Origin of the sequence: Mesorhizobium sp. M1295 (assembly GCF_040318135.1) — a bacterium.
GTDB lineage: Bacteria > Pseudomonadota > Alphaproteobacteria > Rhizobiales > Rhizobiaceae > Mesorhizobium.
Genome location: NZ_JAMYLU010000001.1, coordinates 304554 through 327885, shown reverse-complemented (window position 1 = coordinate 327885; position 23332 = coordinate 304554). Strand labels below are relative to the sequence as shown.

The window sequence follows — 23332 nt, the reverse complement described above, 5'->3', positions numbered from 1 at the left end:
CGAAGAAAAGTGCATACCTTCATCGCCGATTACCGGAAGCAAATAAAAGGCCGGGCGTTTGCCCGGCCTTCAAAAAATCATGGCGTCGACTTTACTTGATGCGCGCGACGCCGCCCGAGATCTCAATGGTCTCCGAACCGGTCAGCGCCTCGAGGTCGCCATTCGGCAAGGTAACAAAACAGCCGCTCGGGCAAAATTCCACGGTTTCGCCGGCGGCCAGCGCCAGCTCGGTCTTGCCGCCGCCTTCGGTCACGATCAGCGTGCGGGTCTCAGCGTCCTTGTTGACCGCGCTGGCGGCATGGGCCGAACCGCCCACGGCCAGAAAAGCGATGGCGGCGACGAGAGACTTCCACATTTTGCAGTATCGGTGTTGCCACCGCCTCTGTTGCATTTTGCAAGGCATTCTCGCCGTTTGCAGGTGAGCTTATATGCAATGCAAGCTGAACGGCAACTGAATGCCGCATTCATGCCGCAATTGGTTTCCGAAGGCTTGAAGGCAAGCTCCAAACAGCTAGTCAGGATCAGGCTTCCGCACCTTGCGTCCCGACTTGGCGAGACGTTTCGCCTCCGCCACTGCCAGTGCTTTTGCTTGCTCTCGCTCGGCGAATTCGACTTCGATCTTGTCGTCGTCGATCGGCCACGCCTCGTGCTTTTTGGTCTCGACGACGGCGCGCGGCGCCGACGGAATTTCGATATGCTGGTCGGCGAACACATCGAAGATTGCAAAGCGGATGTCGTTCTGGACGATATTGCCACTAAGAACGTCTGCCAGGAACACGCGAATCTCGAATTCGAGCGCGGCCGGGCCGAAATTGGAAAACAGCACAAAGGGTTCCGGGTTCTTCAGCACCAGCGGATGGCTGCGTGCGATCTCCAAAAGGACGCCATGCACGTGCTTGACGTCGCTACCATAGGCAACGCCGACCTTGATGTCGACGCGGCCGAGCTTGTTGCGGTGCGTCCAGTTGCCGACCGCATTGTTGATCAGGTTTGAATTGGGCAGGATCACCGATTGCCGTTGGAACGTCTCGATCTCGGTGGCGCGCACGCTGATCTTCTTGACAGTGCCGCTGATGTCGCCGGCGACGATCCAGTCGCCGACCTTGAACGGCCGCTCGGCCAACAGGATCAGGCCCGAGACGAAGTTCGAGACGACATTCTGCAGGCCGAAGCCGATGCCGAGGGACAGCGCACCGGCGACCAGCGCGAGGCTGGAGAGGTCGATGCCGGCGGCCGAGATGCCGACCAGTGCCGCGACGGCGACGCCGGCATAGCCGACCGCCAGCCGGATCGAATTGCGCACGCCGGTGTCGACGCGGCCGCGCGCCATCACCGAGCCGTCCAGCCATCCCTGGAACCAGCGCGTCAGGAAATAGCCGATGATGAAGACAACGACGCCTGAGAGGATGCCGGTGATCGAGATCGTCACCGAGCCGATGGTCAGCCCCGTTGCCAGCTTGTAGGCCCAAGCCTGGATGTCGCCGGGCTGGAAGCCCCACGTCAACAGGATCAGCGGCAGGAACACCAGCACGATCATCACGTTGATGGCGACGCTGACGACCAGGCCGAGCTGGTCGAGCGCGGTCGGCTCATAGCTTGAATTGGCGGATAGCCAACGGCCGATCGAGCTATTGGCGAAGCCGCCTTCCTCGCCGATCGCCCGCGCCGACAGGAAGCCGATATAGGCGGTGACCAGGATGGTGCCGGTGATCACGACCTGCACCGAGACGAACATGGCAAGGCCGATATAGCCGAACAGCGCCGACGCGATGGTGAACAGCCCCAGCGCCACGGCGGTGTAACGCAGCCACGCCGGCCACGGCCGCCAGATCCCGTCGGCGGCCTTGAACGGCTTCAGCAGGCCCATCAGGATCAGGATGACGCCGACGATGATGGTGGCGACAAAGCTTCTGGCGATGGTCAGCGACAGCGGCGAGCCCATCTTGTCGTTCACGACCGACAGGAAATAATTGATGCCGATGGCGACGGCCATGGCCGTCGTCAGCCGCACCAGCCAGCGCGCCGGGCCGGTTTCGACAGGGATCAGACGCCAGTTCGGCAGTCGCGGCTCAAGCGCCGCATTGGTCAGCCGGTTGACGCAGAACACACCCGCGACAACGGCAGCCAGCGCATTCAGGAAGATGCCGATATCGCCGCGCAAGACGTTGTAATAATTGAAAAAGAAAATGGTCGAGGCAAGGAAGACGCCGACTGCCAGCGTCGGCAGCAATGTCGACCAGAACGCCACCGACAGCCGGCTGAGATAGGAGGGATCCTCCACCGAGGGGTCCGCTTCGAACACACGGCCGAACAGGCGCCGCCCGCCGACGAAAAGCACGGCGGCCAAGGCAAGCGCCATCAAGGCCGCGGCAAGAACGGCCTGGAACTTGAACTTGAAGGCAAAGCTCAGCCAGGACGACACCGCCTTGTAGAAACTGGTAAATTCGTTGTTGGCATCGGAAATGACCTCCGGGCTCAATGCATCGGACAGCACGTAGCGCTTGGTGAGCTGGTTGCGGAAAAGCTCGCTGCGCATATTGCCGATCTTCTCGATCAGCCCGCTGATGCGGATCGACAGGTTTTGCGCCGTGGCGATGACGGCATTGATCTCGGCTTTTTCGGAGGCCAGCGCCTGGCGTTCGCCGGTCACGATATCGGGCTCGGCCGGCTGGCCCGCGGCCGGCGGCGGGCCTAGCTGCTCTAGCCGGCTGTTGATCTCGCTCAGCCGCGGCCGGAAAGCGAGCGCGCTGTTGAGCGAGGCACGCGACATTTCTTCCAGCTGCAGCCGAATATCGACAAGGCTGGCGTCATCGTCGCCGTCCTGCTGGAACTTCGTTTCGAGATTGTCGGTCTTCGTCGTCAGGTCCTGGAGGATTTTCTGCTGATCACTGACCAGTCCCGCGGGCGCCTGGCCAAGCCCTTGCGCCACCGCTCGCAACGAAAGCGGCGCCGAGGCGACAAGCATCAGGACCAGAACGAAGCGGAGCAGTCGGAAAAACATGATTGTCTGGCGACTCACGGGCGATAAGGCGTTCTAAAGGCCCGCTCTTGATAAAGACCGACATATCTGGGGGCAAGCCGTCCCTGACGGCCCGCTTTCGAAGTCGGCCATATCCAATCGAAGTCGGGGAGTCGAAAAGCGATGGCGCAATCTTGGCTTTGCGTTGGCCGCCTGCTCTATAGTCTGCCGCCAAGCCTGAAATGGATGACAATAAGAATGGCGGAATATTCGGCCTTTTCGCTTCTCAAGAACGCGCTGACCGGAAACAAGGACTGGAGGCCGGCCTGGCGCAAGCCCGACCCGAAGGCGTCCTACGATGTCATCGTCATCGGCGGCGGCGGCCATGGCCTGTCGACCGCTTACTATCTCGCCAAGGAGCACGGCATCACCAATGTCGCGGTGCTGGAGAAGGGCTGGCTCGGTTCCGGCAATGTCGGCCGCAACACGACGGCCGTCCGCTCCAACTACCTGCTGCCCGCCAACACGCGCTTCTACGAACATTCGATGAAGCTGTGGGAGAACCTGTCGCATGACCTCAACTATAACGTCATGTTCTCGCAGCGCGGCTGCCTGAACCTCGCCCACACACCTGCTCAGCTCGACGACTATGCCCGGCGCGGCAACGCCATGCGCCATCTCGGCGTCGACGCGGAACTGATGACCACGGCGGAGATCGCCCGCCTGGTGCCGGCGCTGGACGTCTCCGCCACGGCGCGTTTCCCGATCGTCGGCGGCCTGATGCAGCGACGCGCCGGCACCGCCCGCCACGATGCGGTCGCCTGGGGATATGCGCGTGGCGCAGATCGCCGCGGCGTCGACATCGTCGAAAACTGCGAGGTCACCGGCTTCCTGCGCGACGGCGACCGCATCACCGGCGTCACGACGACCCGCGGCGAAATCCGCGCTAAAAAGGTAGCGGTCGCGGTGGCCGGCAGCACCGGGCGGGTCATGCGGCTTGCCGGCATCGAGACAATGCCGATCGAGAGCCACGTGCTGCAGGCCTTCGTTACGGAATCGCTGAAACCGTTTATCGATACGGTCCTGACCTTCGGCATGGGCCATTTCTATATGTCGCAATCGGACAAGGGCGGCCTTGTCTATGGCGGCGACCTCGACGGCTACAACAGCTACGCCCAGCGCGGCAGCCTGCCGATCGTCGATGAGGTGATGAGCGAGATGCTGGCGCTGTTCCCGGGGCTCGCCCGCGTCCGCATGCTGCGCTCATGGGGCGGCGTCTGCGACATGTCGATGGACGGCTCGCCAATCATCACCACCGGTCCGCTGCCGGGCATGTATCTCAACTGCGGCTGGTGCTATGGCGGCTTCAAGGCGACGCCGGCTTCCGGCTGGTGCTTTGCCTGGACCATTGCCAAGGACGAGCCGCACGATCTCAACGCGGCCTTCACGCTCGACCGCTTTTACCGTGGCATGGTGATCGACGACAAGGGCCAGGGCGCCACGCCCCGGCTGCATTAGGCCATGATCCCGAACCGCAGGTCCGCGTCAGCGAAAAGTGGAAACCGGTTTTCGGACAAGATCATGGTCAAACGAGAAGTTTAAGAGATCCATGCTCATCACCTGCCCCTATTGCGGCCCGCGCGACGTTATCGAATTCACCTATCAGGGCGACGGCAATCGCCAGCGCCCACAGCCCGCGTCGCAAAACCTCGACGCCTGGAACGCTTATGTCTACGACCGGCTGAACCCCGCCGGCGACCACAATGAGATCTGGCAGCATTCCGGCGGCTGCCGCGCTCATCTCAGGGTGGTGCGCAACACGCTGACGCACGAGATCTCCAGCACTGCCTTCGCGCGCGGCGACCACAACTCGGTTGCGCGGCACAGGGCCGAGGACAAGTCATGAGCCCGCGCCGTACCGAGACCGGCGGCCGCATCGACCGGCTGCGGACCATCCGCTTCACCTTCGACGGCGCGCCTTATACCGGCCATGCCGGCGACACGCTGGCTTCGGCGCTGCTGGCCAACGGCGTCACCCTGTTTGGGCGTTCGTTCAAATATCACCGCCCGCGCGGCGTGCTGACTGCCGGCGTCGAGGAGCCAAACGCGCTCGTGACTGTGTTGAGGGGCGAGGTTCGCGAGCCGAACATTCCCGCCACCATGGTCGAGATCTATGACGGGCTGGCCGCAATGAGCCAGAACCGCTTCCCCTCGCTTGCCTGGGACGTCAATGCCATCAACCAGCTCGGCGGCAAGCTTTTGTCGGCCGGCTTCTACTACAAGACCTTCATGGGACCGGTGGTCGGTCCGCTGAAGGGCACGCGCTTCTGGATGTTCTGCGAGCATTTCATCCGCCGTGCCGCCGGCCTGGGCAAGGCAGGCACGGCTCCCGATACGGCGCGCTACGAACGCATGAACGCGTTTTGCGACGTGCTGGTGGTCGGTTCCGGCCCGGCCGGGCTGATGGCCGCCAGGGCGGCCGCCGATCAGGGTGCACGCGTCATCCTGGCCGAGCTCGAGCCGCATTTCGGCGGCTCGGCCAATTGGTCGGGCGAGACGATCGATGGCATGCCGGCCGCCGATTGGGCGGCGCGCGCCGCCGGCCAGCTTGAAGGCCATGACAATGTTCGCCTGCTGCCGCGCACCACCGTCTGGGGCTATTACGACGGCAACACGCTTGCCGCGATCGAACGCGTCACCGACCATAAGGAAACGCCGGACAAAGGCGAGCCGCGCCATCGCTACTGGACCATCCGCGCCAAATCGGTGGTGCTGGCCACCGGCTCCCTGGAGCGTCCCTTGGTCTTTCCTGGCAATGATCGGCCAGGCGTGATGCTGGCGCATGCGGCCGAGCGCTATGCCAATGAATATGGCGTGCTGCCGGGTCACAGGGTCGCGCTGTTCACCAACAATGACAGCGCCTATCGCGCAGCACTGGCGTTGAAGAAGGCCGGTGCCGCGGTCGTCGCCATCGTCGACGCGCGCCCGGAGCTTTCGAGCGAAATGCGCAAGCTGGCCGGCGAGACCGAAGCCGAGATCTTTTCTGGCCACGCGGTGATAGCCACCGAGGGCGGCAAGGCGCTTTCCGGCTTCAAGGTGCAGCGCTTCGACATGGCCAGTGGTGCGCTTTCCGGCGATGCGCGCAGCATCCACGCCGATTGCCTGCTGATGTCGGGCGGCTGGTCGCCGACCATCCATCTGGCCAGCCAGGCCGGAGCCAAAGCGGAATGGAACGAAGCGTTACAAGCGTTCCTGCCGCCGAAACCGACAACACGGCAATGGATCGGCGCCGGCGCCTTCACCGGCAGTTTCTCCACCGCCGAGGCGATCGCCGAAGGTCGCGCCGCCGGCCTTTCCGCTGCGGGCGCAACAGCCACGCCGGCGGCCTTGCCTGCCGTCGGGGCAGCACCTGGCGATCCCGATCCGGCACCGGTGTTCGAGATCAAGGCCGCAGGAAAAAGCTTCGTCGACTTCCAGCATGACGTGACGGCCGACGACGTGCGGCTGGCGCATCGCGAAGGCTTCGTCTCGGTCGAGCATCTGAAGCGCTACACCACGCTCGGCATGGCGACCGACCAGGGCAAGAGTTCCAACATACCAGGCCTCGCCATCATGGCCGAGGCGCTGGGCAAGCCGATCCCGCAGGTCGGCACGACGCGCTTTCGTCCGCCTTTTTCGGCGGTGTCGATCGGCTCGCTTGCCGCCGAACGCTTCGGCGATCTGAAGCCCGAGCGGCTGACGCCGATGCATGACTGGCACGTCGCCAACGGCGCCACCATGTATTCGGCCGGCCTCTGGTACCGGCCGATGATCTACGGCCATCCCGGTGAAACGATCGAGCAGGCCTATGTGCGCGAGGCGAGAGCCACGCGCGAGAGCGCCGGCATTGTCGACGTCTCGACACTGGGCAAGATCGCGGTGCAAGGCCCGGACGCGGCGGAATTCCTCGACCGCGTCTACACCAACATGTTTTCGACGCTGGCCGTCGGCAAGGCGCGTTATGGGCTAATGCTGCGCGAGGACGGCCTCGCCTTCGACGACGGCACCACCTGGCGGCTTGGCGAGCAGGATTTCCTGATGACCACCACCACCGCCAATGCCGGCAAGGTAATGCAGCATCTGGAGTATTTTCTCGACGTGATCTGGCCGGAGCTGAAGGTCCACGTCACCTCGGTCACCGACCAATGGGCCGGTGCCGCCATCGGCGGGCCGAACGCCAGGCAGATATTGGCTGCTTGCGTCAGCGGCACCGCTGTCGACAATGCCGCCCTGCCCTTCATGGGCATCGTCCACGGCGAAATCGCCGGCGTGCCGGTGATGATCTGCCGGCTGTCCTTCTCCGGCGAAATGGCCTTCGAGGTCTATTCCGGCGCCGGTTACGGCACCCATGTCTGGGAGGCGCTGATCGAAGCCGGCAAGCCGTTCGGGCTGGTGACCTACGGACTGGAGGCGCTGGGCACCCTGCGCATCGAGAAGGGCCACGTCACCGGCGCCGAGATCGACGGTCGTACCACGGGGCGCGACCTGCATCTCGACTGGATGCTGTCGAAGAAGAAGCCGTTTATCGGTTCGGCGATGATGGATCGCGAGGGGCTGATCGCGCCCGACCGCCTGGAACTCGTCGGTATTGTTTCGCTCGACAACCAGCCGCTAAACGGCGGCGCACACATCGTCGAGGAGCTTGACGAAGCCAATCCGCACGGCTCGCTCGGTCACATCACCGCTTGCTGCTATTCGCCGGCGCTCGGCAAATATATAGCGCTTGCCTTGGTCAAGGGCGGCAAGGCGCGGCGCGGCACGCGCGCTTATGTCTCCGACCCGTTGCGCAACCGGTTCGGGCCGGTCGAGATCGTCTCCAACCATTTCTTCGATCCGGACGGGAGCCGCATGCATGGTTGAGCGCCAATCACCGCTTGAGCCGGTGCTGCATCCAGGCTCGCATGGCAATTTCGAGCACGGTGTCGAAATCATCCTCTCCGAAACCAGGCCGGGTTCGATCCTGCAGCTCGCCGCCTGGCCCGGCCAGGAGAAGGCGTTGATGGCCGGCATCCGCACTGTTACCGGCCTGGCTTTGCCCGACGGCGCCGGCGGCGGTGTCACGGACGGCGTCAGGTCGGTGTTCGGCTTTGCGCCGGGAAAGTTCACAATGGTCGATGAGGCCGAGGGATTGGCATCGGCCTTTGCCGACGTCGTCACTCCGTCCATCGGTACGGTGACCGACCTTTCGCACGGCCGCACCGCGATCCGTATCGCCGGGCCAAAGGCCGAGTGGGTCCTGGCAAAATTCTTCGCCATCGACTTCGCGCTGCCGGCCTTCCCGATCGGCGCCGGCCGCTCAACCATGCATCACGACGTCTTCGCCCAGATCCAGCGCACCGGCGCCGATCAGTTCGACATCTATGTGTTCCGCTCGTTCGCACGCTCGTTCTGGAAGGCACTCTGCCACGCCAGCGAGGAAGTCGGCTACGAAGTGCAGTAGCTAGACGGCGCGTCGTCACCTTACTCGGCGAACGTCACCCACTCTTCCAGCGGCGCGCGATCGGTGCGGAAGGCATTTTCAGGCTTGGACGTATCCTCGTGGCCGAGCGCCATGCCGCACACGACGATCTCCTCGTCGGGAATGTCGAGCACGGGCCTGATCTGCCGGTGATAGGGCGCGAAGGCGGCCTGCGGGCAGGTGTGTAGGCCCCTGCCCCGCGCCGCGACCATGATGTTCTGCAGGAACATGCCGTAGTCGATCCACGACCCCTTGTTCAGCCGCCGGTCGACGGTGAAGATCAAGCCGACCGGCGCATCGAAGAAGACGAAATTGCGGTCGTGTTGCGCACGCATCCTGTCGACCTCGCGCCGGCCGATGCCGAGCACGCCGTAGAGGCCGAAGCCGTTGGCCCGCCGTCGCGTCAGATAGGGTTCGAAGAACTGGTCAGGATAGTAGCGGTACTCGTCCCACTCCGCCTTTTCGGCGCGGATGCCCGAACTGAGAATGGCGTCGGTGATGCGCTGCTTGACCTCGCCCTTGGTCACATAGACCTTCCAGGGTTGCATGTTGGTGCCTGAAGGCGCGCGCGCGGCAACGGCGAGAATATCGCGGATGGTGTCGTCATCGACCATGTCAGGCAAGAAGGCGCGTACGGACCGGCGCGAGGTGATCGCGTCATCGACGATCGCCGCCGCAATCCGGGAGTTGTTTTCCAGCATGGGCCGTCCCTTTGCGCATAATCCTGGAACCCGGCTTTTCCGGAAAGGATCATGCGCCGACTAGAAGTGATGGAGCATCCTTGCGAGTTTCTATGAACGCTCGACGCCCTATCCGCCTCGACCGGACGCCCCACTCGCCGCTCGTGTGCCGAGCCTTTGCCTGAACCGTCAAAATGGCGCAAGTAAATCTTGTGGGTTCATGAAAATCATCTTGATTTTTTCACAGACCTGCGGTCACATGAAATTTGCTGGGAATTTTTCATCGAGACAGGGATGGCTTTGCCCTCAACCGCCGCAACACCGGAACAAGATAACGGCGAACGGCTGCTGGCCGGCGACATTCGCGCGTTGCGCAAGGCGCGCGGCCTGACGCTTGCCGAAATCGGGCTGAAGCTCGGCCGTTCCGTCGGCTGGGTCAGTCAGGTCGAGCGCGGCCTGTCGATCCCGTCGCTCGGCGATCTCAGGGCCTTCGCCGAATTGTTCGGCGTGCCGGTCAGCCTGTTCTTCAGCCATGACGTGCCTGTCGAGACCGAACGCGGCGTGGTCGTGCGCGCCGGCAACCGGCGCACCCTTGGCACAAGCGATTCCGGCCTGGTGGAGGAGCTTCTGTCGCCGGATCTCGGCGGTAGCTTCGAGATGCTGCGTTCGGTCTTCGCCCCCGGTGCCGAGCTGAAGACCGAGGCCCGCCGGCCGACCGAGGAAGCCGGCTACGTCGCGTCCGGCAGCTTCGACATCGAAATTGCCGGCGTCTGGCACCGGCTTGGAGCAGGCGACTCCTTCCGCTTTGACGGCAAGCCGTTCCGCTGGCGCAATCCTGGAGCGGAACCGGCTGTGGTGATCTGGGTGGTTTCGCCGCCCGTCTATTGATCTGGAGAAGAACATGGCCAGTTTGCCGACCACGGCACGCGTGGTGATCATCGGAGGCGGTGCCGTCGGCGCCTCCTCGCTCTATCATCTCGCCAAGGCGGGCTGGACCGACTGCGTGCTTCTGGAGAAGAACGAGCTGACTTCCGGCTCGACCTGGCATGCCGCCGGCAACGTGCCGACGTTCTCCTCGTCATGGTCGCTGATGAACATGCAGCGCTATTCGACCGAGCTCTATCGCCGGTTGGCCAACGAGGTCGGCTATCCCATGAACTATCATGCCACCGGCTCGCTCAGGCTCGCCCATACGATCGAGCGTATGCAGGAATTCCAGCGCGCCAAGGGCATGGGCCGCTATCAGGGCATGGACATCAATGTCGTCGGCCCCGACGAGATCAAGCGCCGCTACCCCTTCATCGAAACGCATGAGCTGAAGGGCGCGCTCTACGATCCGAGCGACGGCGACATCGACCCGGCGCAATTGACCCAGGCGCTGGCCAAGGGCGCGCGCGACATGGGTGCGAAGATCATCCGCTTCTGCCCGGTCACCGGCGTGCGCCGCGAGAACGACGAGTGGGTGGTCGAGACGCCGCAAGGCGAGATTCGCTGCGAGATTGTCGTCAACGCCGCCGGCTACCGCGCCGCCGAAGTCGGCAGGATGTTCGGCCGCGAGGTGCCGATGATGGTGATGAGCCATCAATACATCCTGTTTGAGGAAATCCCCGAACTGGCGGCGTGGTCGAAGGAACAAGGCAAGAAGCTGCCGCTGCTGCGCGACGTCGATACGTCCTATTATCTGCGCCAGGAAAAGAACGGCATGAACCTCGGCCCCTATGAGCGCAATTGCCGCGCCCATTGGGTCGGCCACAACGACCCGATGCCGGACGACTTTTCGTTCCAGCTGTTTCCCGACGACCTCGACCGGCTGGAACATTACCTGGCCGATGCCGTCGCCCGCGTGCCGATCCTCGGCACCGCCGGGCTGTCCAAGGTCATCAACGGGCCGATCCCCTATGCGCCGGACGGCAACCCGCTGATCGGCCCGATGCCTGGCGTGCCCAACGCCTTCGAGGCCTGCGTCTTCACCTTCGGCATCGCCCAGGGCGGCGGCGCCGGCAAGGTGCTGGCCGAATGGGTGACCGAGGGCCAGACTGAATGGGACATGTGGTCGTGCGATCCACGCCGTTTCACCGCCTTTGCGTCGGCGCCGGATTACTGCGTCGCCAAGGGCATGGAGATCTACGGCAACGAGTATGCCATCCAATTCCCGCGCCACGCCTGGCCGGCTGGGCGCGACCGCAAGCTGTCGCCGCTCCACGGCCGCATCAAGGCGCTCGGCGCCCAGTTCGACGCCTATAATGGCTGGGAACGCGCCACCTGGTATGCGAAGCCAGGCGACGACATCTCCGAACAATCCACGCTGACCTTCCGCCGTGACGGCCCCTGGCAGCATCGTGTGCGCGAGGAATGCCTCGCCGTCCGCGATGCCGCCGGCATTCTGGACCTGCCGGGATTTTCCCGGTTCAATCTAGACGGTCCGGGTGCCGCCGAATGGCTGAGCCTCCAGGTGACAGGCCTGGTGCCGAAACCCGGCCGCATCGGCCTCGTCTACTTTGCCGACGACAAGGGCCGCGTCGTCACCGAGATGTCGGTGGTGCGTCACGACGAAGATCACATGACGCTGATCACCGCCGCGGTGGCGCAGTGGCACGATTTCGAATGGCTGAAATCGCGCATGCCGAAGGACGCGACGTTCAAGTTGACTGACCGGACAGAAGAGTATTCGACCCAGATCCTCGCCGGACCCAACTCGCGAAACATCCTCGCCGAACTCTGCGCGGCCGACCTCACCCTGCCCTGGCTGACGCATCAGGAAACATCGATCGCCGGGCGCTGGGCCAAGCTGGTGCGCGTATCCTTCGCTGGCGAGCTCGGCTGGGAAATCCACAGCAAGGTCGACGATACCGCAGTCATCTTCGACGCTGTCTGGGCGGCCGGCCAGAGGCACGGCCTGAAACCATTCGGCATGTACGCGCTGGATTCGCTGCGGCTCGAAAAAGGCTACCGTACGTGGAAGGGCGATCTGTCGACCGACTACTCGATCCTGCAGGGCGGGCTGGAGCGCTTCGTCAGATGGGACAAGCCCGACTTCCGCGGTAAGGCGGCGTTGCAGAGCGAAAAGCAGCAAGGCGTCAAGAAACGCTTCGTCACGCTGGTCGTCGAAAATCCCGGCGACTGCGACACACCTTACATGTCGACGCTTTGGCATGACGGCCGGATCGTCGGCGAGACGACATCCGGCGGCTGGGGTCATCGCATCGACAAGTCGATCGCGCTCGGCATGCTGCGCGCCGACCTCACCGAGCCGGGAACCGCGGTCGAGGTCGATATCTTCGGCGAACGTTTTCGGGCGATCGTGCAGAAGGATGAGCCGTTATGGGATCCGAAGAACGAGAGGCTCAAAGCATGAAGAAAGTCATCCTCACCGATGGCGGCATGGGCCAGGAGCTGGTCCGCCGCAGCAGCTCCGAGCCGACGCCGCTCTGGTCGGCCAGGGTGCTGATCGACGAACCGGATCTGGTGCGCGACCTGCATGCGGAATTCATCCGCGCCGGAGCCCGCGTCATCACCATCAACACTTATTCCGCAACGCCGGAGCGGCTGGCGCGCGAGGGCGCGGAAGAGCTGTTCAAGCCTTTGCAGAAGCGCGGCATCGAACTGGCAAGGCAAGCACGCGACCAGACCGGCGACGCGGCGATCGCCGGCTGCCTATCGCCGCTGTTCGGCAGCTATGCGCCGGCGCTGACGATATCCTTCCAGGATACGCTCGACATCTATCGCCGTATAGTTGCCGAGCAGGCGGACGGCGTCGATCTGTTTCTGTGCGAAACCATGGCGTCGGCCGAAGAGGCGCGCGCCGCCGTCACCGCGGCATCGGAAAGCGGCAAGCCTGTCTGGGTGTCGTGGACGCTCGCGGATCACGGCATGCCGCGCCTGCGCAGCGGCGAAGCCATTGCGGCGGCGTCGGGCGCTCTTGACGGCCTACCCGTCGCGGCCCGGCTGATCAATTGCTGTCGGCCCGAAGCGATCGCTGCAGCGCTGCCCGGACTGATCGCTCTCGGCGGTGCGGTCGGCGCCTATGCCAATGGCTTCACCTCGGTCGAGGCGCTCAAGCATGGCGGCACCGTCGAAGTGCTGCACGCCCGCCACGACCTCGATCCGGACGCCTATGCCGGCCAGGCGATCGGCTGGGTCGAGGCCGGCGCCGGCATCGTCGGCGGCTGCTGCGAAGTCGGACCGGCCCACATCGCCGCCTTGCGCGACCGGCTCGAACAGGCCGGCTACGAATTTCGGGAGTAGCATAATGCCCAGGCCATCATCGCGCATTTCCGGCATCGTGCCTTCGGGCAAGGATGGCTGGGAGGTTCATTCCGCTGCCTGGGCGCGCAAGCAGGCCGGCGAGGACATCATCATGCTGTCGGTCGGCGACCATGATTTCGACACGCCGAGCGAGACGATCGAAGCCTGCGTGACGGCGGTCCGCGCCAGCAATCACCACTACACCCCACTTGCCGGCGTTCCGCGGCTGCGCAAGGCGATGGCGGCGGCCTCGACGCTCTGCACCGGTGTTGCGACCAGCCCCGACCAGGTCATCGCCACGCCGGGCGGGCAGGCCGCGCTTTACGCAGCTATTCAAGCTGTTCTCGACCAGGGCGACCATGCCATCGTCGTCGCGCCCTATTACGCCACCTATCCCAATACCTTCAGCGCGGCGGGCGCCGCGTTCAGCGTCGTCGAGACACCCGCCGAGGATGGCTTTCAGCCGCGCGCCGCCGAGATCCGCGCCGCCCTACGGCCGAACACCCGCGCCATTCTGATCAACACGCCGAACAACCCGACCGGTGCCGTCTATTTGCGCGAGCGCCTGGAAGAGCTGGCGCAGATCTGCCGCGAGCATGACCTATGGCTGCTGTCGGACGAGGTCTACTGGACGCTGGGTGGCGGCGAGCACGTCTCACCACGCTCGCTGCCCGGCATGGCCGAACGTACGCTGGTCATCAATTCGATGTCCAAGAGCCACGGCATGACCGGCTGGCGCATGGGCTGGCTGACCGGGCCCGAACCAATGGTCTCGCTGCTGACCGACCTCAATCTGGTGATGACCTACGGCCTGCCGGCCTTCATCAGCCTCGCCTGCGCCGAGGCGCTCGAAAACGGCTACGGCGTCAAGGAGATCGCCGAGCGCTATGCCGCAAGGCGCGCCGTCGTTCTCGATGCCATGCGCGGCATGAACAACATCACCGTGCGCGGCTCCGAGGGCGGCATGTACGTGATGCTCGACATATCGGCGATCGAGCCGGACGATGAGAAATTCGCCTGGGCGTTCCTCGACCAGGAGAAGGTCGGCGTCATGCCCGGCTCGAGCTTCGGCGAAGCTGCAGCCGGCCACATCCGCTTCAGCCTCTGCCAGCCTGAGCCGGTGCTGATGGAGGCTGCCACGCGCCTGCGCCGCTTCGCCTCCAGCTACCGCCGCGAAGCCGCATGAACTCGCCGCCCGCCAAAACCATACCGACCAAGGCCATTCCTCCCAAAGCAAGGGCGGTCATCATCGGTGGCGGCGTCTCCGGCTGCTCGGTCGCCTATCATCTGGCCAAGCTCGGCTGGACCGACATCGTTCTGCTCGAGCGCAAGCAGCTGACATCGGGCACGACATGGCACGCTGCCGGCCTGATCGGCCAGCTGCGCGGCTCGCAGAACATGACCCGGCTGGCGAAGTATTCGGCCGATCTCTACGTCAAGCTCGAGGCCGAGACCGATGTCGGCACCGGCATGCGCCAGGTTGGCTCGATCACGGTGGCGCTTACCGAGGAGCGCAAGCACGAGATCTATCGGCAGGCGTCTCTCGCCCGCGCCTTCGATGTCGACGTGCGCGAGATTTCGCCAGGTGAAGTCAAGGAGATGTACCCGCATCTCAATGTTTCGGATGTTGTCGGCGCCGTGCATCTGCCGCTCGACGGCCAGTGCGATCCGGCCAACATCGCCATGGCCTTGGCCAAGGGCGCACGTCAGCGCGGTGCGACCATCCTGGAGAACGTGAAGGTCACCAAGGTTCATACCAGGGCCGGCCGCGTCACCGGCGTCTCCTGGGCGCAAGGCGACGAGCAAGGCACGATCGAAGCCGATATCGTCGTCAACTGTGCCGGCATGTGGGCACGCGAACTTGGCGCCCAGAACGGCGTCACCATCCCGCTGCACGCCTGCGAGCATTTCTATCTCGTCACCGAGCCGATCCCGGGGCTCTCCCGCCTGCCGGTGCTGCGCGTGCCGGACGAATGCGCCTACTACAAGGAAGATGCCGGCAAGATGATGCTCGGCGCTTTCGAGCCGGTGGCCAAGCCGTGGGGCATGAACGGCATAAGCGAGGAGTTCTGCTTCGACCAGTTGCCGCAGGACATGGACCATTTCGAGCCGATCCTCGAAATGGGCGTCAACCGCATGCCGATGCTGGCCACCGCCGGCATCCACACCTTCTTCAACGGCCCAGAGAGTTTTACCCCCGACGACCGTTATTATCTCGGCGAGGCGCCGGAGCTTTCCGGCTACTGGATGGCGACCGGCTACAATTCGATCGGCATCGTCTCCTCCGGCGGCGCCGGCATGGCGCTGGCGCAATGGATCAATGACGGCGAGGCGCCGTTCGATCTCTGGGAGGTCGACATCCGCCGCGCCCAGCCGTTCCAGAAGAACCGCCGCTATCTCAAGGAGCGCGTCTCCGAAACGCTCGGCCTGCTCTACGCCGATCATTTTCCTTACCGGCAGATGGCAACCTCGCGGAACGTGAGGCGTTCGCCGCTGCACGAGCACCTGAAGACGCGCGGCGCGGTGTTCGGCGAGGTCGCCGGCTGGGAGCGCGCCAACTGGTTCGCTAGGCCCGGCCAGGAGCGCGAATACCGCTATTCGTGGAAACGGCAGAACTGGTTCGACAACCAGCGCGAGGAGCATCTGGCGGTCCGGAACGGCGTCGGCCTGTTCGACATGACCTCGTTCGGCAAGATCCGCGTCGAAGGCCGCGACGCCTGCGCCTTCCTGCAAAGGCTCTGCGCCAACGACATGGACGTGGCGCCGGGCAAGATCGTCTACACCCAGATGCTCAACCAGCGCGGCGGTATCGAGAGCGATCTGACCGTCTCGCGATTGTCCGAAACAGCCTTCTTCCTCGTCGTGCCGGGCGCCACGCTGCAGCGCGATCTGGCCTGGCTGAAAAAACATCTTGCCGACGAGTTCGTCGTCATTACCGAGGTGACCGCTGCCGAAGCGGTGCTTTGCCTGATGGGCCCGGATTCGAGGAAGCTGATCCAAAAGGTCAGCCCGAATGATTTCTCCAATGACAACAATCCGTTCGGAACGTTTCAGGAGATCGAGATCGGCATGGGCCTGGCCCGCGCCCACCGCGTCACCTATGTCGGCGAGCTCGGCTGGGAGCTTTATGTCTCGACCGATCAGGCCGCCCACGTCTTCGAGGCGATAGAAGAGGCCGGCGCCGATGTCGGTCTGAAGCTATGCGGCCTGCACACGCTGGACTCCTGCCGCATCGAAAAGGCGTTCCGGCATTTCGGCCACGACATCACCGACGAAGACAATGTGCTGGAGGCCGGCCTTGGCTTCGCCGTGAAGACGGCCAAGAGCTATTTCCTCGGCCGCGATGCGGTGCTGAAGAAGAAAGAAACCGGCCTGTCACGCCGGCTGGTGCAGTTCCGCCTGAACGACCCCGAGCCGCTGCTCTTCCACAACGAGGCGATCCTGCGCGACGGCAAGATCGTCGGTCCGATCACCTCGGGCAATTACGGCCATCATCTCGGCGGCGCAATCGGGCTTGGCTACGTGCCTTGCAAGGGTGAGAGCGAGGCGGATGTGCTGTCGTCGTCCTACGAGATCGAGATCGCCGGCGAGCGCTTTGCCGCCGAGGCCTCGCTCAAGCCGATGTACGATCCGAAGGCCGAGCGAGTGCGGATGTAGCTCAGAACGCATCCATCTCGGCCGCGACCTTCGCCACGAACCTCGTCCGCCTCTCGTCGGTCGATAGGTTCATCGAGTACTGCGCGAGGTAGGAAACCGAGCCGCCAGGCTTGATGGTCGCACGCAGCACCCGCTTGACCAGCTTGCGCGGCGGGTCGCCCATCAGCATGGCGCGGAACCGACTGCCGCCATAGGTGGCGACCGCGGCGACCTTGCGAATGTTGTGCAGCGACGGCTGCACCTTGCCGTCAACCAATTTGAACGACACGCCGGGCAGGAAGACGCGATCGAAAAAGCCTTTCAGAATGGCCGGATAGCCGAAGTTCCACACCGGAAATGACAGCACCAGCGCCTCGGCCCACAGCAAGCGCTCGACATAAGGCGACGCCGGATCGCCGTCGCTGCGTTCGTCGTGATAGGACAGCCGTTCGGCCCGCGTCAGCCTGGGATCGAAACCCTCGGCATAGAGATCGCAGTCGTCCACGACATGGCCGGCGGCCTTCAGGCGCTCGACGATGGTCCGGTGCAGGCCGGCATTGAAGCTGGTCTCGACCGGATGAGCGTAGAGGACGAGGACGTTCAACCCGCCTTCTCCAGCCCCTTGAACAGGAACGACTTGCCTGAGCGATAATCATAGTCCGGGTTTTCCCAGGCGATCATCTTGCCCGGATTGAGTAGCCCTTGCGGGTCGGTCTCACGCTTGAAAGCCAGTTGCACTTCATCCGTCCGCTTCATGCCGCCTTCTTCCAGCGTGTAGCGGTGCGGGTTGAAGATCCAGCAGCCATTGTCCTCGTGGATGCGGATGATCTCGTCCAGCCGCTCCGCCGTGGTGAAGCGCACCAGCGGCAGCCCTGCGATGCCGATGGCGCCGTCGAAGCGGATGAATTCGAGATGCGCCGGCACCTCGTCGCCGAAGCGTTCGACCATTGCCTTGACGTGGCCGAGGTGGTCCGGCGACGGGTAGCGGGTCTGCAGATAGGTGATCGTCGGGTCGACCCGGATGGCGCGCAGCGTGGTGTGGTTCCAGGTCAGCTCATAGGCCGGCGGCAGCCCCTTGAGATCGGCCTCCTTATCGGCGCGAAAGACGATCTCGCCCTTACTGCGCGCAGTGAAGGCGAGGAAGGCATCCATCGCATGCGGCGCGATCATCAGGACGACGATGCTTTGGCCGCGCCGGAAAAACCGCTGGTGGCGCTTGAAGTAATCGTAGGGGATGGGTGCTGCTATCGGCGTGATCAGCTTCGCCAGGATGCCGTCCTGGATGGCGAGATCGTTGCCGAAGCCGGCCGCATCCATGAAATCGTCGAAGCCGACGATGACGTCGATCCAGTCATAACTGGCGGTTAGCGGCATCTCGACTTCGGTGATGATGCCGTTGGTGCCGTAGGCGTGCATCACTTTCAGCACGTCCTCGCCGGTGAGCTCCATGACGCGGGGCTGTGCCTCCATCGTCACGGTCCTCAGCCGGATGACGTTGCCGAGGTCGCGCAAGCCGCCCCAGCGGATCGAGCCAATACCGCCGGAGCCGCCGGCGACGAAGCCGCCGATCGATGCCGTGTTGTAGGTCGACGGCGACATGCGGAGCTCCTGGCCGGAATGCGCCCGAGTCGCCTTGTCGATGTCGGCGAGCACGGCGCCGGGACCGGTGACGACACGACCGGGCGCGATCGCCTTGATCGCGTTCATCTCGGCGAGATTGAGCACGACGCCGCCGGACAGGGGCATCGCCTGCCCGTAATTGCCGGTGCCGCTGCCGCGCGGCGTCACCGGCACGCCATGCCGGTGGCAGGCGGCGAGCACGCGGACGACCTCGTCTTCCGTTTTCGGCGTCACGATCAGGTCGCCGGTGACATGCTCGAGCTGCTGCTTCAGCACCGGGCTGTACCAGTAGAAGTCGCGGCTCTTCTGCTGGACGATCGCCGGATGGTCGTCGACCTTGAGGCCGTCCAGGTCGCGCTTGAGCGCCGCAATATCCATCATTCCACCATCAGATCATCGAGTTCGGCATAATCGGGCAGCTGGCGTTCGATCGCCTGGCCGTCGCGCACCACGATGCGATCCGATTCGGGCCGCGACAGCAATTCCGTCCAGCTTCGCCCCTTGAAGACGACGAAATCGGCCGGCCCTCCGGCGGCAAGCGTGCCGAAACCATCGAGCCGCATCACCTTGGCCGGCGTCGCTGTCACCGCTTGCGGCCAGTCAGCGACGGGATGGTCGAGATGCAGGATGCGCGTCGCCGTGCGATAGACCTCCAGCATGTCCAGATCGCCATAGGCGTAGAACGGGTCGCGCGTATTATCGGAGGCGACGACGACGGCAATGCCGCGCGCCTTCATCTCGTGCAGCAGCGTCACCCCGCGCCAGCGCGGCGTGGTGTTATCGCCGCGCCGGTCCTGCAAATAGAGATTGCACATCGGCAGCGACACCACCGCCAGGCCGGCCTTGGCGACCTTGTCCAGCGTGTCGAGCACCTCGAGATCGGGCTGGCGCGCCAGCGAGCAGCAATGGCCGACCAGGATGTTCCCGTCAAAACCGTTCCAGAGGGCGGCTTCGGCAATCTTCTTGAGCGAGATCGCCGAGACATCGTCGGTCTCGTCGGCATGGAAATCGAGGTCGAGGCCATGCTTGATCGCCTGCGCAAACACCTGGTCAAGCAGTTCCTCGAGGTCCGGCACCATATAGGTGACGACGCCGAGCACGCCCTTGGCGGCAGCCACCCGCTTGGCCAGCCTCTCGAACCATTTCCTGTCGCGCACGCCTTCGATGCCGAGCAGGCAGGCCGCCTGCATCTCGATGCGGCCGCGCCATTTCTCCCGCATCGTCTCGAACACCGGCCAGGAGATCTCTTCCTGCGGCGCAACGCTGTCGAGATGCGTACGCAGCGCCTTGGTGCCATGCGCATAGGCAGAGCGCAGCGAAAAATCCATGCGGCGGGCAACGTCGTCGGCGCTCCAGTGCGCCGCGCGGTCGGCGCCCGTTGCGTTCAGCGCGCCCATGAAGGTGCCGTCCGGGTTCGGCTTTCGAGGCCAGATGTGGCCCTTGTCGATATGGGTGTGGCAATCGACGAAGCACGGCAGCACGATGCGGCCGCCGAGGTCGACGGCGTCCGCCGGTGCGTTGGATCGATGCGCCGTAATCCCGGAGATCTTGCCATCGGCGACGGCAACGTCCGCGAGCGCAAATCCGTCGGTGTCGGAAGGAGCGGCAAGGCCGAGCGTCAGGGAGGCGTGAAGCCGGACCTTGGAGAGGACGAATTGGCCGGATTTGGGGATCATCGCAGAGGTCATCGCTGCCCCTCATCCGGCTGCCGCCACCTTCTCCCCGTATAGAGACGGGGAGAAGGGGCTGACCGCGACCGCGGCGCACTTTCAGCAACTCTGGTGATGGGCGAGATCGTCGAGGAAGGCGTCCTTCTCCCCGTCACTATACGGGGAGAAGTGCCCGGCAGGGCGATGAGGGGCAGCGCTGACGCCGGGATGGGCGACAGGCAGCTTTTGCCTACAAAACACGGTACCATCACCGCTCCTGCCTCAGCGCGCTCTCGTGCCAGCGCCGCAAAATGAGATGCGAAATCAGCGACAGCACCAGGAAGATCAGGATGCCCGTGAGCGAGATCAGGATCAGCGCCGCGAACAGCCTTGGTGCGTTGAGCCGGTAGCCGGCCTCGATGATGCGCGAGGCGAGGCCGGACGACTGGCCGGTGGCGCCGGCGACGAACTCGGCCACCACCGCGCCGATCAGCGACAGGCCGCCGGCGATCTTCAGCCCGCCGAGGAAATAAGGCATCGCCGCCGGCAGCCGCAGATAGCGCAATTGCTGCCAGCGGGTGGCACCGTTGAGCTTGAACAAATCGCGCAGATTGCGGTCGACGGAATTGAGGCCGAGCGTGGTGTTGGAGAGGATCGGGAAGAAGGCGACGATCCAGGCGCAAAGCAGCAGCTTTGTCGTCTGGTTGCCGACATAGATGTTGATCAGCGGAAAAATCGCGACGATCGGCGTCACCTGCAGCACGATGGCGAACGGAAAGAACGACATCTCCACCCATTTCGACTGCGCGAACAGCACTGCCAGCCCGACGCCGCCGACCGCGGCGAGAAGCAGGCTCAAGAAGGTGATCCTGAGCGTCACCAGCAGCGAGGAGAACAGCAGCCCGGCATCGTCGTGCAGCGTCTGCAGCACCACGCCGGGACGCGGCAGGATATATTTCGGGATGTCGTTCCAGACGCAGACGCGGTCCCACAGCCAGATCGCCAGGATCATGATCGCCAGCGGCAGCAGCCACCTGCCGATGCGCTCGAAGCGCTCCTGGCGAACGCGACGCGCCTCCTCCGGGTCGAGCGCCAGGACTTGTTCTTCAATGGCCGTCATGATGCGGTCCGGCAGTTGAGTTGATGGCGCCGATCAGCACGTCGGATGCCTGGCGGCAGAGCGCGGCATAATCGGGCGAGGTGCGAAACGCCTCGTCGCGCGGATAGGATGCATCGACGGCAAGCTCGGCAAACACCCGGCCCGGCCGCGCCGCCATGACGACGACGCGGTTGGAGAGGAAAACGCTTTCGAAGACGCTGTGGGTGACGAAAACGACGGTAAAACGCTCATCCTGCCATAGCTCCAGAAGATCGTTGTTGAGCTTGAAGCGGGTGATCTCGTCGAGTGCGGCGAATGGCTCGTCCATCAACAGAATGCGCGGCTTGGTCACCATGGCGCGGGCAATCGAGACGCGCATCTTCATGCCGCCTGATAATTCGCGCGGCACGGCATTCTCGAAGCCGGTCAGGTGAACCCGCGCCAGCATCTCCATCACCGCCGGCGCCGCCTTGGCCCGCGACACACCCTTCAGCCGCAGCGGCAGCCAGACATTGTCGAAGACATCGGCCCAGGGCAGCAGCGTCGGCTCCTGGAAGACGAAGCCGATATTCGAGCGGTCGCCGATATTTGAACGATCGAGGGCGCCGCTGCCGCGCCAGTCGAGCACACCCGAGGTCGGCGTCGACAGGCCGGCAATCAGCCGCAGCGCCGTCGACTTGCCGCAGCCCGACGGTCCGAGCAGGCTGAGGAAATCGCCTTCCCGGATCGTCAGCTCGACATTGCTGAGCGCGGTGACGCCGTTGGAAAACACCTTGCCGACGCCACGCAGCGCCAACAGCGTCGGCCCCGATACGCTTCCTGGCTGTTGCGCCACTTTCTCCAGCTTCACGGCCTACTTCTTCAGGTCGAGCCCGACGCTCTTGTTGACGAAGGCCAGCGTGTAGGCCTTCTTGATGTCGATGCCCGCCGGTGTTACCTTGGCCTTGACCATCTTGTCGTAAAAACTCTGGATGCGCGCATCGGTCATGGCGCCGATGCCGAGCTTTTCGCTGTCGCCGGAATCGACCACGCCGAACTTCTTCAGCTGCTCGATCGAGAAGGCGATCTGCTCATCCGTCATGTCCGGATTTTCCTTCTTGATCATCTCGTTGGCGGCCTTGTTGTCGCCGTAGAGATAATTGTACCAGCCCTTGGCCGAGCCATCGACGAAGCACTGGACCACCTCGGGCCGCTTGTCGACCGTCTCCTGCATGGTTTCGACCGTCGTTGCATATGTGTCCCAGCCATAGTCGGCCAGCAGGAACTGGTTCGGCGTGAAACCGCCCTGCTTCTGGACGGCGAATGGCTCCGAGGTGACGTAGCCCTGCTGGATCGACTTCTTGTTGGCGATGAACGGAGCCGGGTTGAAAGTGTAGGGCACGCGTTTTGCGGCATCGAAGCCGAGGTCGGTGACCATCCACTGGAAGAAGGTCTGCGCACCTTCGTCGCCGAGGATGTACTGGTCGGCGTTCTTCAGGTCTTCCCATTTGTCCAGCCCCTGGCCGGGATGGGACATGATGACCTGCGGGTCCTTCTGGAAGTCGGCGGCCACGACGCGCATCGGTATGCCTTGCTGCACGGCATCGAAGGCCGACAGCAGATTGCCGCCCATGTAGAAATCGATCTTACCTGCGAGCAGCAGCGGCCGGCCGCTGACCTGTGGGCCGCCCTGCATGATCGTCACGTCGATGCCGCATGCGGCATAGGTACCATCCACCACGGCTTGGTAGTAACCGCCATGTTCCGGCTCGGCCAGCCAGTTGGTGCCGAAGGTGACTTTTTCGTTCGCTGCCGCGGCAAGCGTACCTGCGCCAAGCAGCACGATCACGCCCGCCGAAATCTTGAGTCTTCCGTACATCCACACCACCCTTTGTTCGCTCCGGCGCATCACGCGCCGGGCTCGACACCATTGTTTCAAGAAGCAAGACACATGCCACCGGCGCGTTG

Annotated in this window: 18 protein-coding genes; 9 read left to right on the top strand and 9 right to left on the bottom strand. The window is 64.0% G+C overall.

The features are described from left to right. Positions 1–91 precede the first annotated feature (91 nt). Together NKH29_RS01545 and NKH29_RS01540 are read right to left on the bottom strand one after the other, a co-directional pair. Complete coding sequence (locus NKH29_RS01545) at positions 92–355, bottom strand: hypothetical protein (protein WP_023676533.1); 264 nt, start codon at positions 353–355, stop codon at positions 92–94. A 156-nt stretch (positions 356–511) separates the two neighbouring features. After that, the gene (locus tag NKH29_RS01540) at positions 512–3001 is read right to left on the bottom strand and encodes a mechanosensitive ion channel family protein (protein ID WP_352484517.1); all 2490 of its coding nucleotides are present in this window, start codon (positions 2999–3001) and stop codon (positions 512–514) included. A gap of 216 nt (positions 3002–3217) precedes the next feature. On the opposite strand from NKH29_RS01540, the gene NKH29_RS01535 reads away from it, so the two are divergent. The 4 genes from NKH29_RS01535 (at position 3218) to NKH29_RS01520 (ending at position 8438) form a co-directional block, all read left to right on the top strand. After that, complete coding sequence (locus NKH29_RS01535; RefSeq protein ID WP_023719918.1) at positions 3218–4477, top strand: sarcosine oxidase subunit beta; 1260 nt, start codon at positions 3218–3220, stop codon at positions 4475–4477. A 91-nt stretch (positions 4478–4568) separates the two neighbouring features. Beyond that, complete coding sequence (locus tag NKH29_RS01530; protein ID WP_023719917.1) at positions 4569–4865, top strand: sarcosine oxidase subunit delta; 297 nt, start codon at positions 4569–4571, stop codon at positions 4863–4865. Continuing rightward, positions 4862–7858, top strand: a complete 2997-nt coding sequence (locus tag NKH29_RS01525) for a sarcosine oxidase subunit alpha (RefSeq protein WP_023719916.1) — start codon at positions 4862–4864, stop codon at positions 7856–7858. The genes NKH29_RS01530 and NKH29_RS01525 overlap by 4 nt, the downstream gene beginning before the upstream one ends. Then, positions 7851–8438, top strand: a complete 588-nt coding sequence (locus tag NKH29_RS01520; RefSeq protein ID WP_023719915.1) for a sarcosine oxidase subunit gamma — start codon at positions 7851–7853, stop codon at positions 8436–8438. Before NKH29_RS01525 ends, NKH29_RS01520 begins: the two co-directional genes overlap by 8 nt. Positions 8439–8458: 20 nt before the next feature. Here the strand turns inward: NKH29_RS01520 and NKH29_RS01515 are convergent, their stop codons facing one another. After that, the gene (locus NKH29_RS01515) at positions 8459–9157 is read right to left on the bottom strand and encodes a nitroreductase (RefSeq protein WP_023719914.1); all 699 of its coding nucleotides are present in this window, start codon (positions 9155–9157) and stop codon (positions 8459–8461) included. 273 nt (positions 9158–9430) lie between these two features. On the opposite strand from NKH29_RS01515, the gene NKH29_RS01510 reads away from it, so the two are divergent. The 5 genes from NKH29_RS01510 to NKH29_RS01490 are packed head-to-tail and all read left to right on the top strand — an operon-like array spanning position 9431 to position 17038. Continuing rightward, positions 9431–10024 carry a helix-turn-helix domain-containing protein gene (locus NKH29_RS01510; RefSeq protein WP_352484512.1) on the top strand — a complete coding sequence of 198 codons (594 nt, stop codon included), beginning with the start codon at positions 9431–9433 and terminating at the stop codon, positions 10022–10024. Between the two features lie 13 nt (positions 10025–10037). Continuing rightward, a complete protein-coding gene (locus NKH29_RS01505) occupies positions 10038–12491 on the top strand; it encodes a GcvT family protein (RefSeq protein ID WP_352998864.1) in 2454 nt (817 codons plus the stop codon). Then, positions 12488–13381, top strand: coding sequence for a homocysteine S-methyltransferase family protein (locus tag NKH29_RS01500; protein ID WP_352998863.1), 894 nt, complete (start codon positions 12488–12490; stop codon positions 13379–13381). Before NKH29_RS01505 ends, NKH29_RS01500 begins: the two co-directional genes overlap by 4 nt. Positions 13382–13385: 4 nt before the next feature. Beyond that, positions 13386–14567 (top strand): pyridoxal phosphate-dependent aminotransferase, encoded by a 1182-nt coding sequence (locus tag NKH29_RS01495; RefSeq protein ID WP_023719911.1) that lies wholly within the window; start codon positions 13386–13388, stop codon positions 14565–14567. After that, complete coding sequence (locus tag NKH29_RS01490) at positions 14564–17038, top strand: GcvT family protein (RefSeq protein WP_352484509.1); 2475 nt, start codon at positions 14564–14566, stop codon at positions 17036–17038. Before NKH29_RS01495 ends, NKH29_RS01490 begins: the two co-directional genes overlap by 4 nt. A 1-nt stretch (position 17039) precedes the next feature. On the opposite strand, the gene NKH29_RS01485 is transcribed toward NKH29_RS01490, so the two are convergent. The 6 genes from NKH29_RS01485 to NKH29_RS01460 all read right to left on the bottom strand — a co-directional run bounded on the left by NKH29_RS01485 (position 17040) and on the right by NKH29_RS01460 (position 23243). After that, a complete protein-coding gene (locus NKH29_RS01485; protein ID WP_352484508.1) occupies positions 17040–17621 on the bottom strand; it encodes an NAD(P)H-dependent oxidoreductase in 582 nt (193 codons plus the stop codon). Next, the gene (locus tag NKH29_RS01480; protein WP_352484539.1) at positions 17618–19015 is read right to left on the bottom strand and encodes an FAD-binding oxidoreductase; all 1398 of its coding nucleotides are present in this window, start codon (positions 19013–19015) and stop codon (positions 17618–17620) included. The genes NKH29_RS01485 and NKH29_RS01480 overlap by 4 nt, the downstream gene beginning before the upstream one ends. Continuing rightward, complete coding sequence (locus tag NKH29_RS01475) at positions 19015–20313, bottom strand: cytosine deaminase (RefSeq protein ID WP_352998972.1); 1299 nt, start codon at positions 20311–20313, stop codon at positions 19015–19017. Before NKH29_RS01475 ends, NKH29_RS01480 begins: the two co-directional genes overlap by 1 nt. Before the next feature lie 241 nt (positions 20314–20554). Continuing rightward, positions 20555–21406: an ABC transporter permease gene (locus NKH29_RS01470; RefSeq protein ID WP_352998861.1), complete on the bottom strand. Its 852-nt coding sequence runs from the start codon at positions 21404–21406 to the stop codon at positions 20555–20557. Then, the gene (locus tag NKH29_RS01465; protein ID WP_023719906.1) at positions 21393–22235 is read right to left on the bottom strand and encodes an ABC transporter ATP-binding protein; all 843 of its coding nucleotides are present in this window, start codon (positions 22233–22235) and stop codon (positions 21393–21395) included. Before NKH29_RS01465 ends, NKH29_RS01470 begins: the two co-directional genes overlap by 14 nt. Before the next feature lie 3 nt (positions 22236–22238). Further along, positions 22239–23243, bottom strand: coding sequence for an ABC transporter substrate-binding protein (locus NKH29_RS01460; protein ID WP_023719905.1), 1005 nt, complete (start codon positions 23241–23243; stop codon positions 22239–22241). Positions 23244–23332: the final 89 nt, after the last annotated feature.

What these genes read in the sequence shown, in the direction of transcription:
- NKH29_RS01545 (WP_023676533.1), bottom strand. Translation starts at nt 355, where the DNA reads ATGTGGAAGTCTCTCGTCGCCGCCATCGCTTTTCTGGCCGTGGGCGGT.
- NKH29_RS01540 (WP_352484517.1), bottom strand. Translation starts at nt 3,001, where the DNA reads ATGTTTTTCCGACTGCTCCGCTTCGTTCTGGTCCTGATGCTTGTCGCC.
- NKH29_RS01535 (WP_023719918.1), top strand. Translation starts at nt 3,218, where the DNA reads ATGGCGGAATATTCGGCCTTTTCGCTTCTCAAGAACGCGCTGACCGGA.
- NKH29_RS01530 (WP_023719917.1), top strand. Translation starts at nt 4,569, where the DNA reads ATGCTCATCACCTGCCCCTATTGCGGCCCGCGCGACGTTATCGAATTC.
- NKH29_RS01525 (WP_023719916.1), top strand. Translation starts at nt 4,862, where the DNA reads ATGAGCCCGCGCCGTACCGAGACCGGCGGCCGCATCGACCGGCTGCGG.
- NKH29_RS01520 (WP_023719915.1), top strand. Translation starts at nt 7,851, where the DNA reads ATGGTTGAGCGCCAATCACCGCTTGAGCCGGTGCTGCATCCAGGCTCG.
- NKH29_RS01515 (WP_023719914.1), bottom strand. Translation starts at nt 9,157, where the DNA reads ATGCTGGAAAACAACTCCCGGATTGCGGCGGCGATCGTCGATGACGCG.
- NKH29_RS01510 (WP_352484512.1), top strand. Translation starts at nt 9,431, where the DNA reads ATGGCTTTGCCCTCAACCGCCGCAACACCGGAACAAGATAACGGCGAA.
- NKH29_RS01505 (WP_352998864.1), top strand. Translation starts at nt 10,038, where the DNA reads ATGGCCAGTTTGCCGACCACGGCACGCGTGGTGATCATCGGAGGCGGT.
- NKH29_RS01500 (WP_352998863.1), top strand. Translation starts at nt 12,488, where the DNA reads ATGAAGAAAGTCATCCTCACCGATGGCGGCATGGGCCAGGAGCTGGTC.
- NKH29_RS01495 (WP_023719911.1), top strand. Translation starts at nt 13,386, where the DNA reads ATGCCCAGGCCATCATCGCGCATTTCCGGCATCGTGCCTTCGGGCAAG.
- NKH29_RS01490 (WP_352484509.1), top strand. Translation starts at nt 14,564, where the DNA reads ATGAACTCGCCGCCCGCCAAAACCATACCGACCAAGGCCATTCCTCCC.
- NKH29_RS01480 (WP_352484539.1), bottom strand. Translation starts at nt 19,015, where the DNA reads ATGGATATTGCGGCGCTCAAGCGCGACCTGGACGGCCTCAAGGTCGAC.
- NKH29_RS01475 (WP_352998972.1), bottom strand. Translation starts at nt 20,313, where the DNA reads ATGATCCCCAAATCCGGCCAATTCGTCCTCTCCAAGGTCCGGCTTCAC.
- NKH29_RS01470 (WP_352998861.1), bottom strand. Translation starts at nt 21,406, where the DNA reads ATGACGGCCATTGAAGAACAAGTCCTGGCGCTCGACCCGGAGGAGGCG.
- NKH29_RS01460 (WP_023719905.1), bottom strand. Translation starts at nt 23,243, where the DNA reads ATGTACGGAAGACTCAAGATTTCGGCGGGCGTGATCGTGCTGCTTGGC.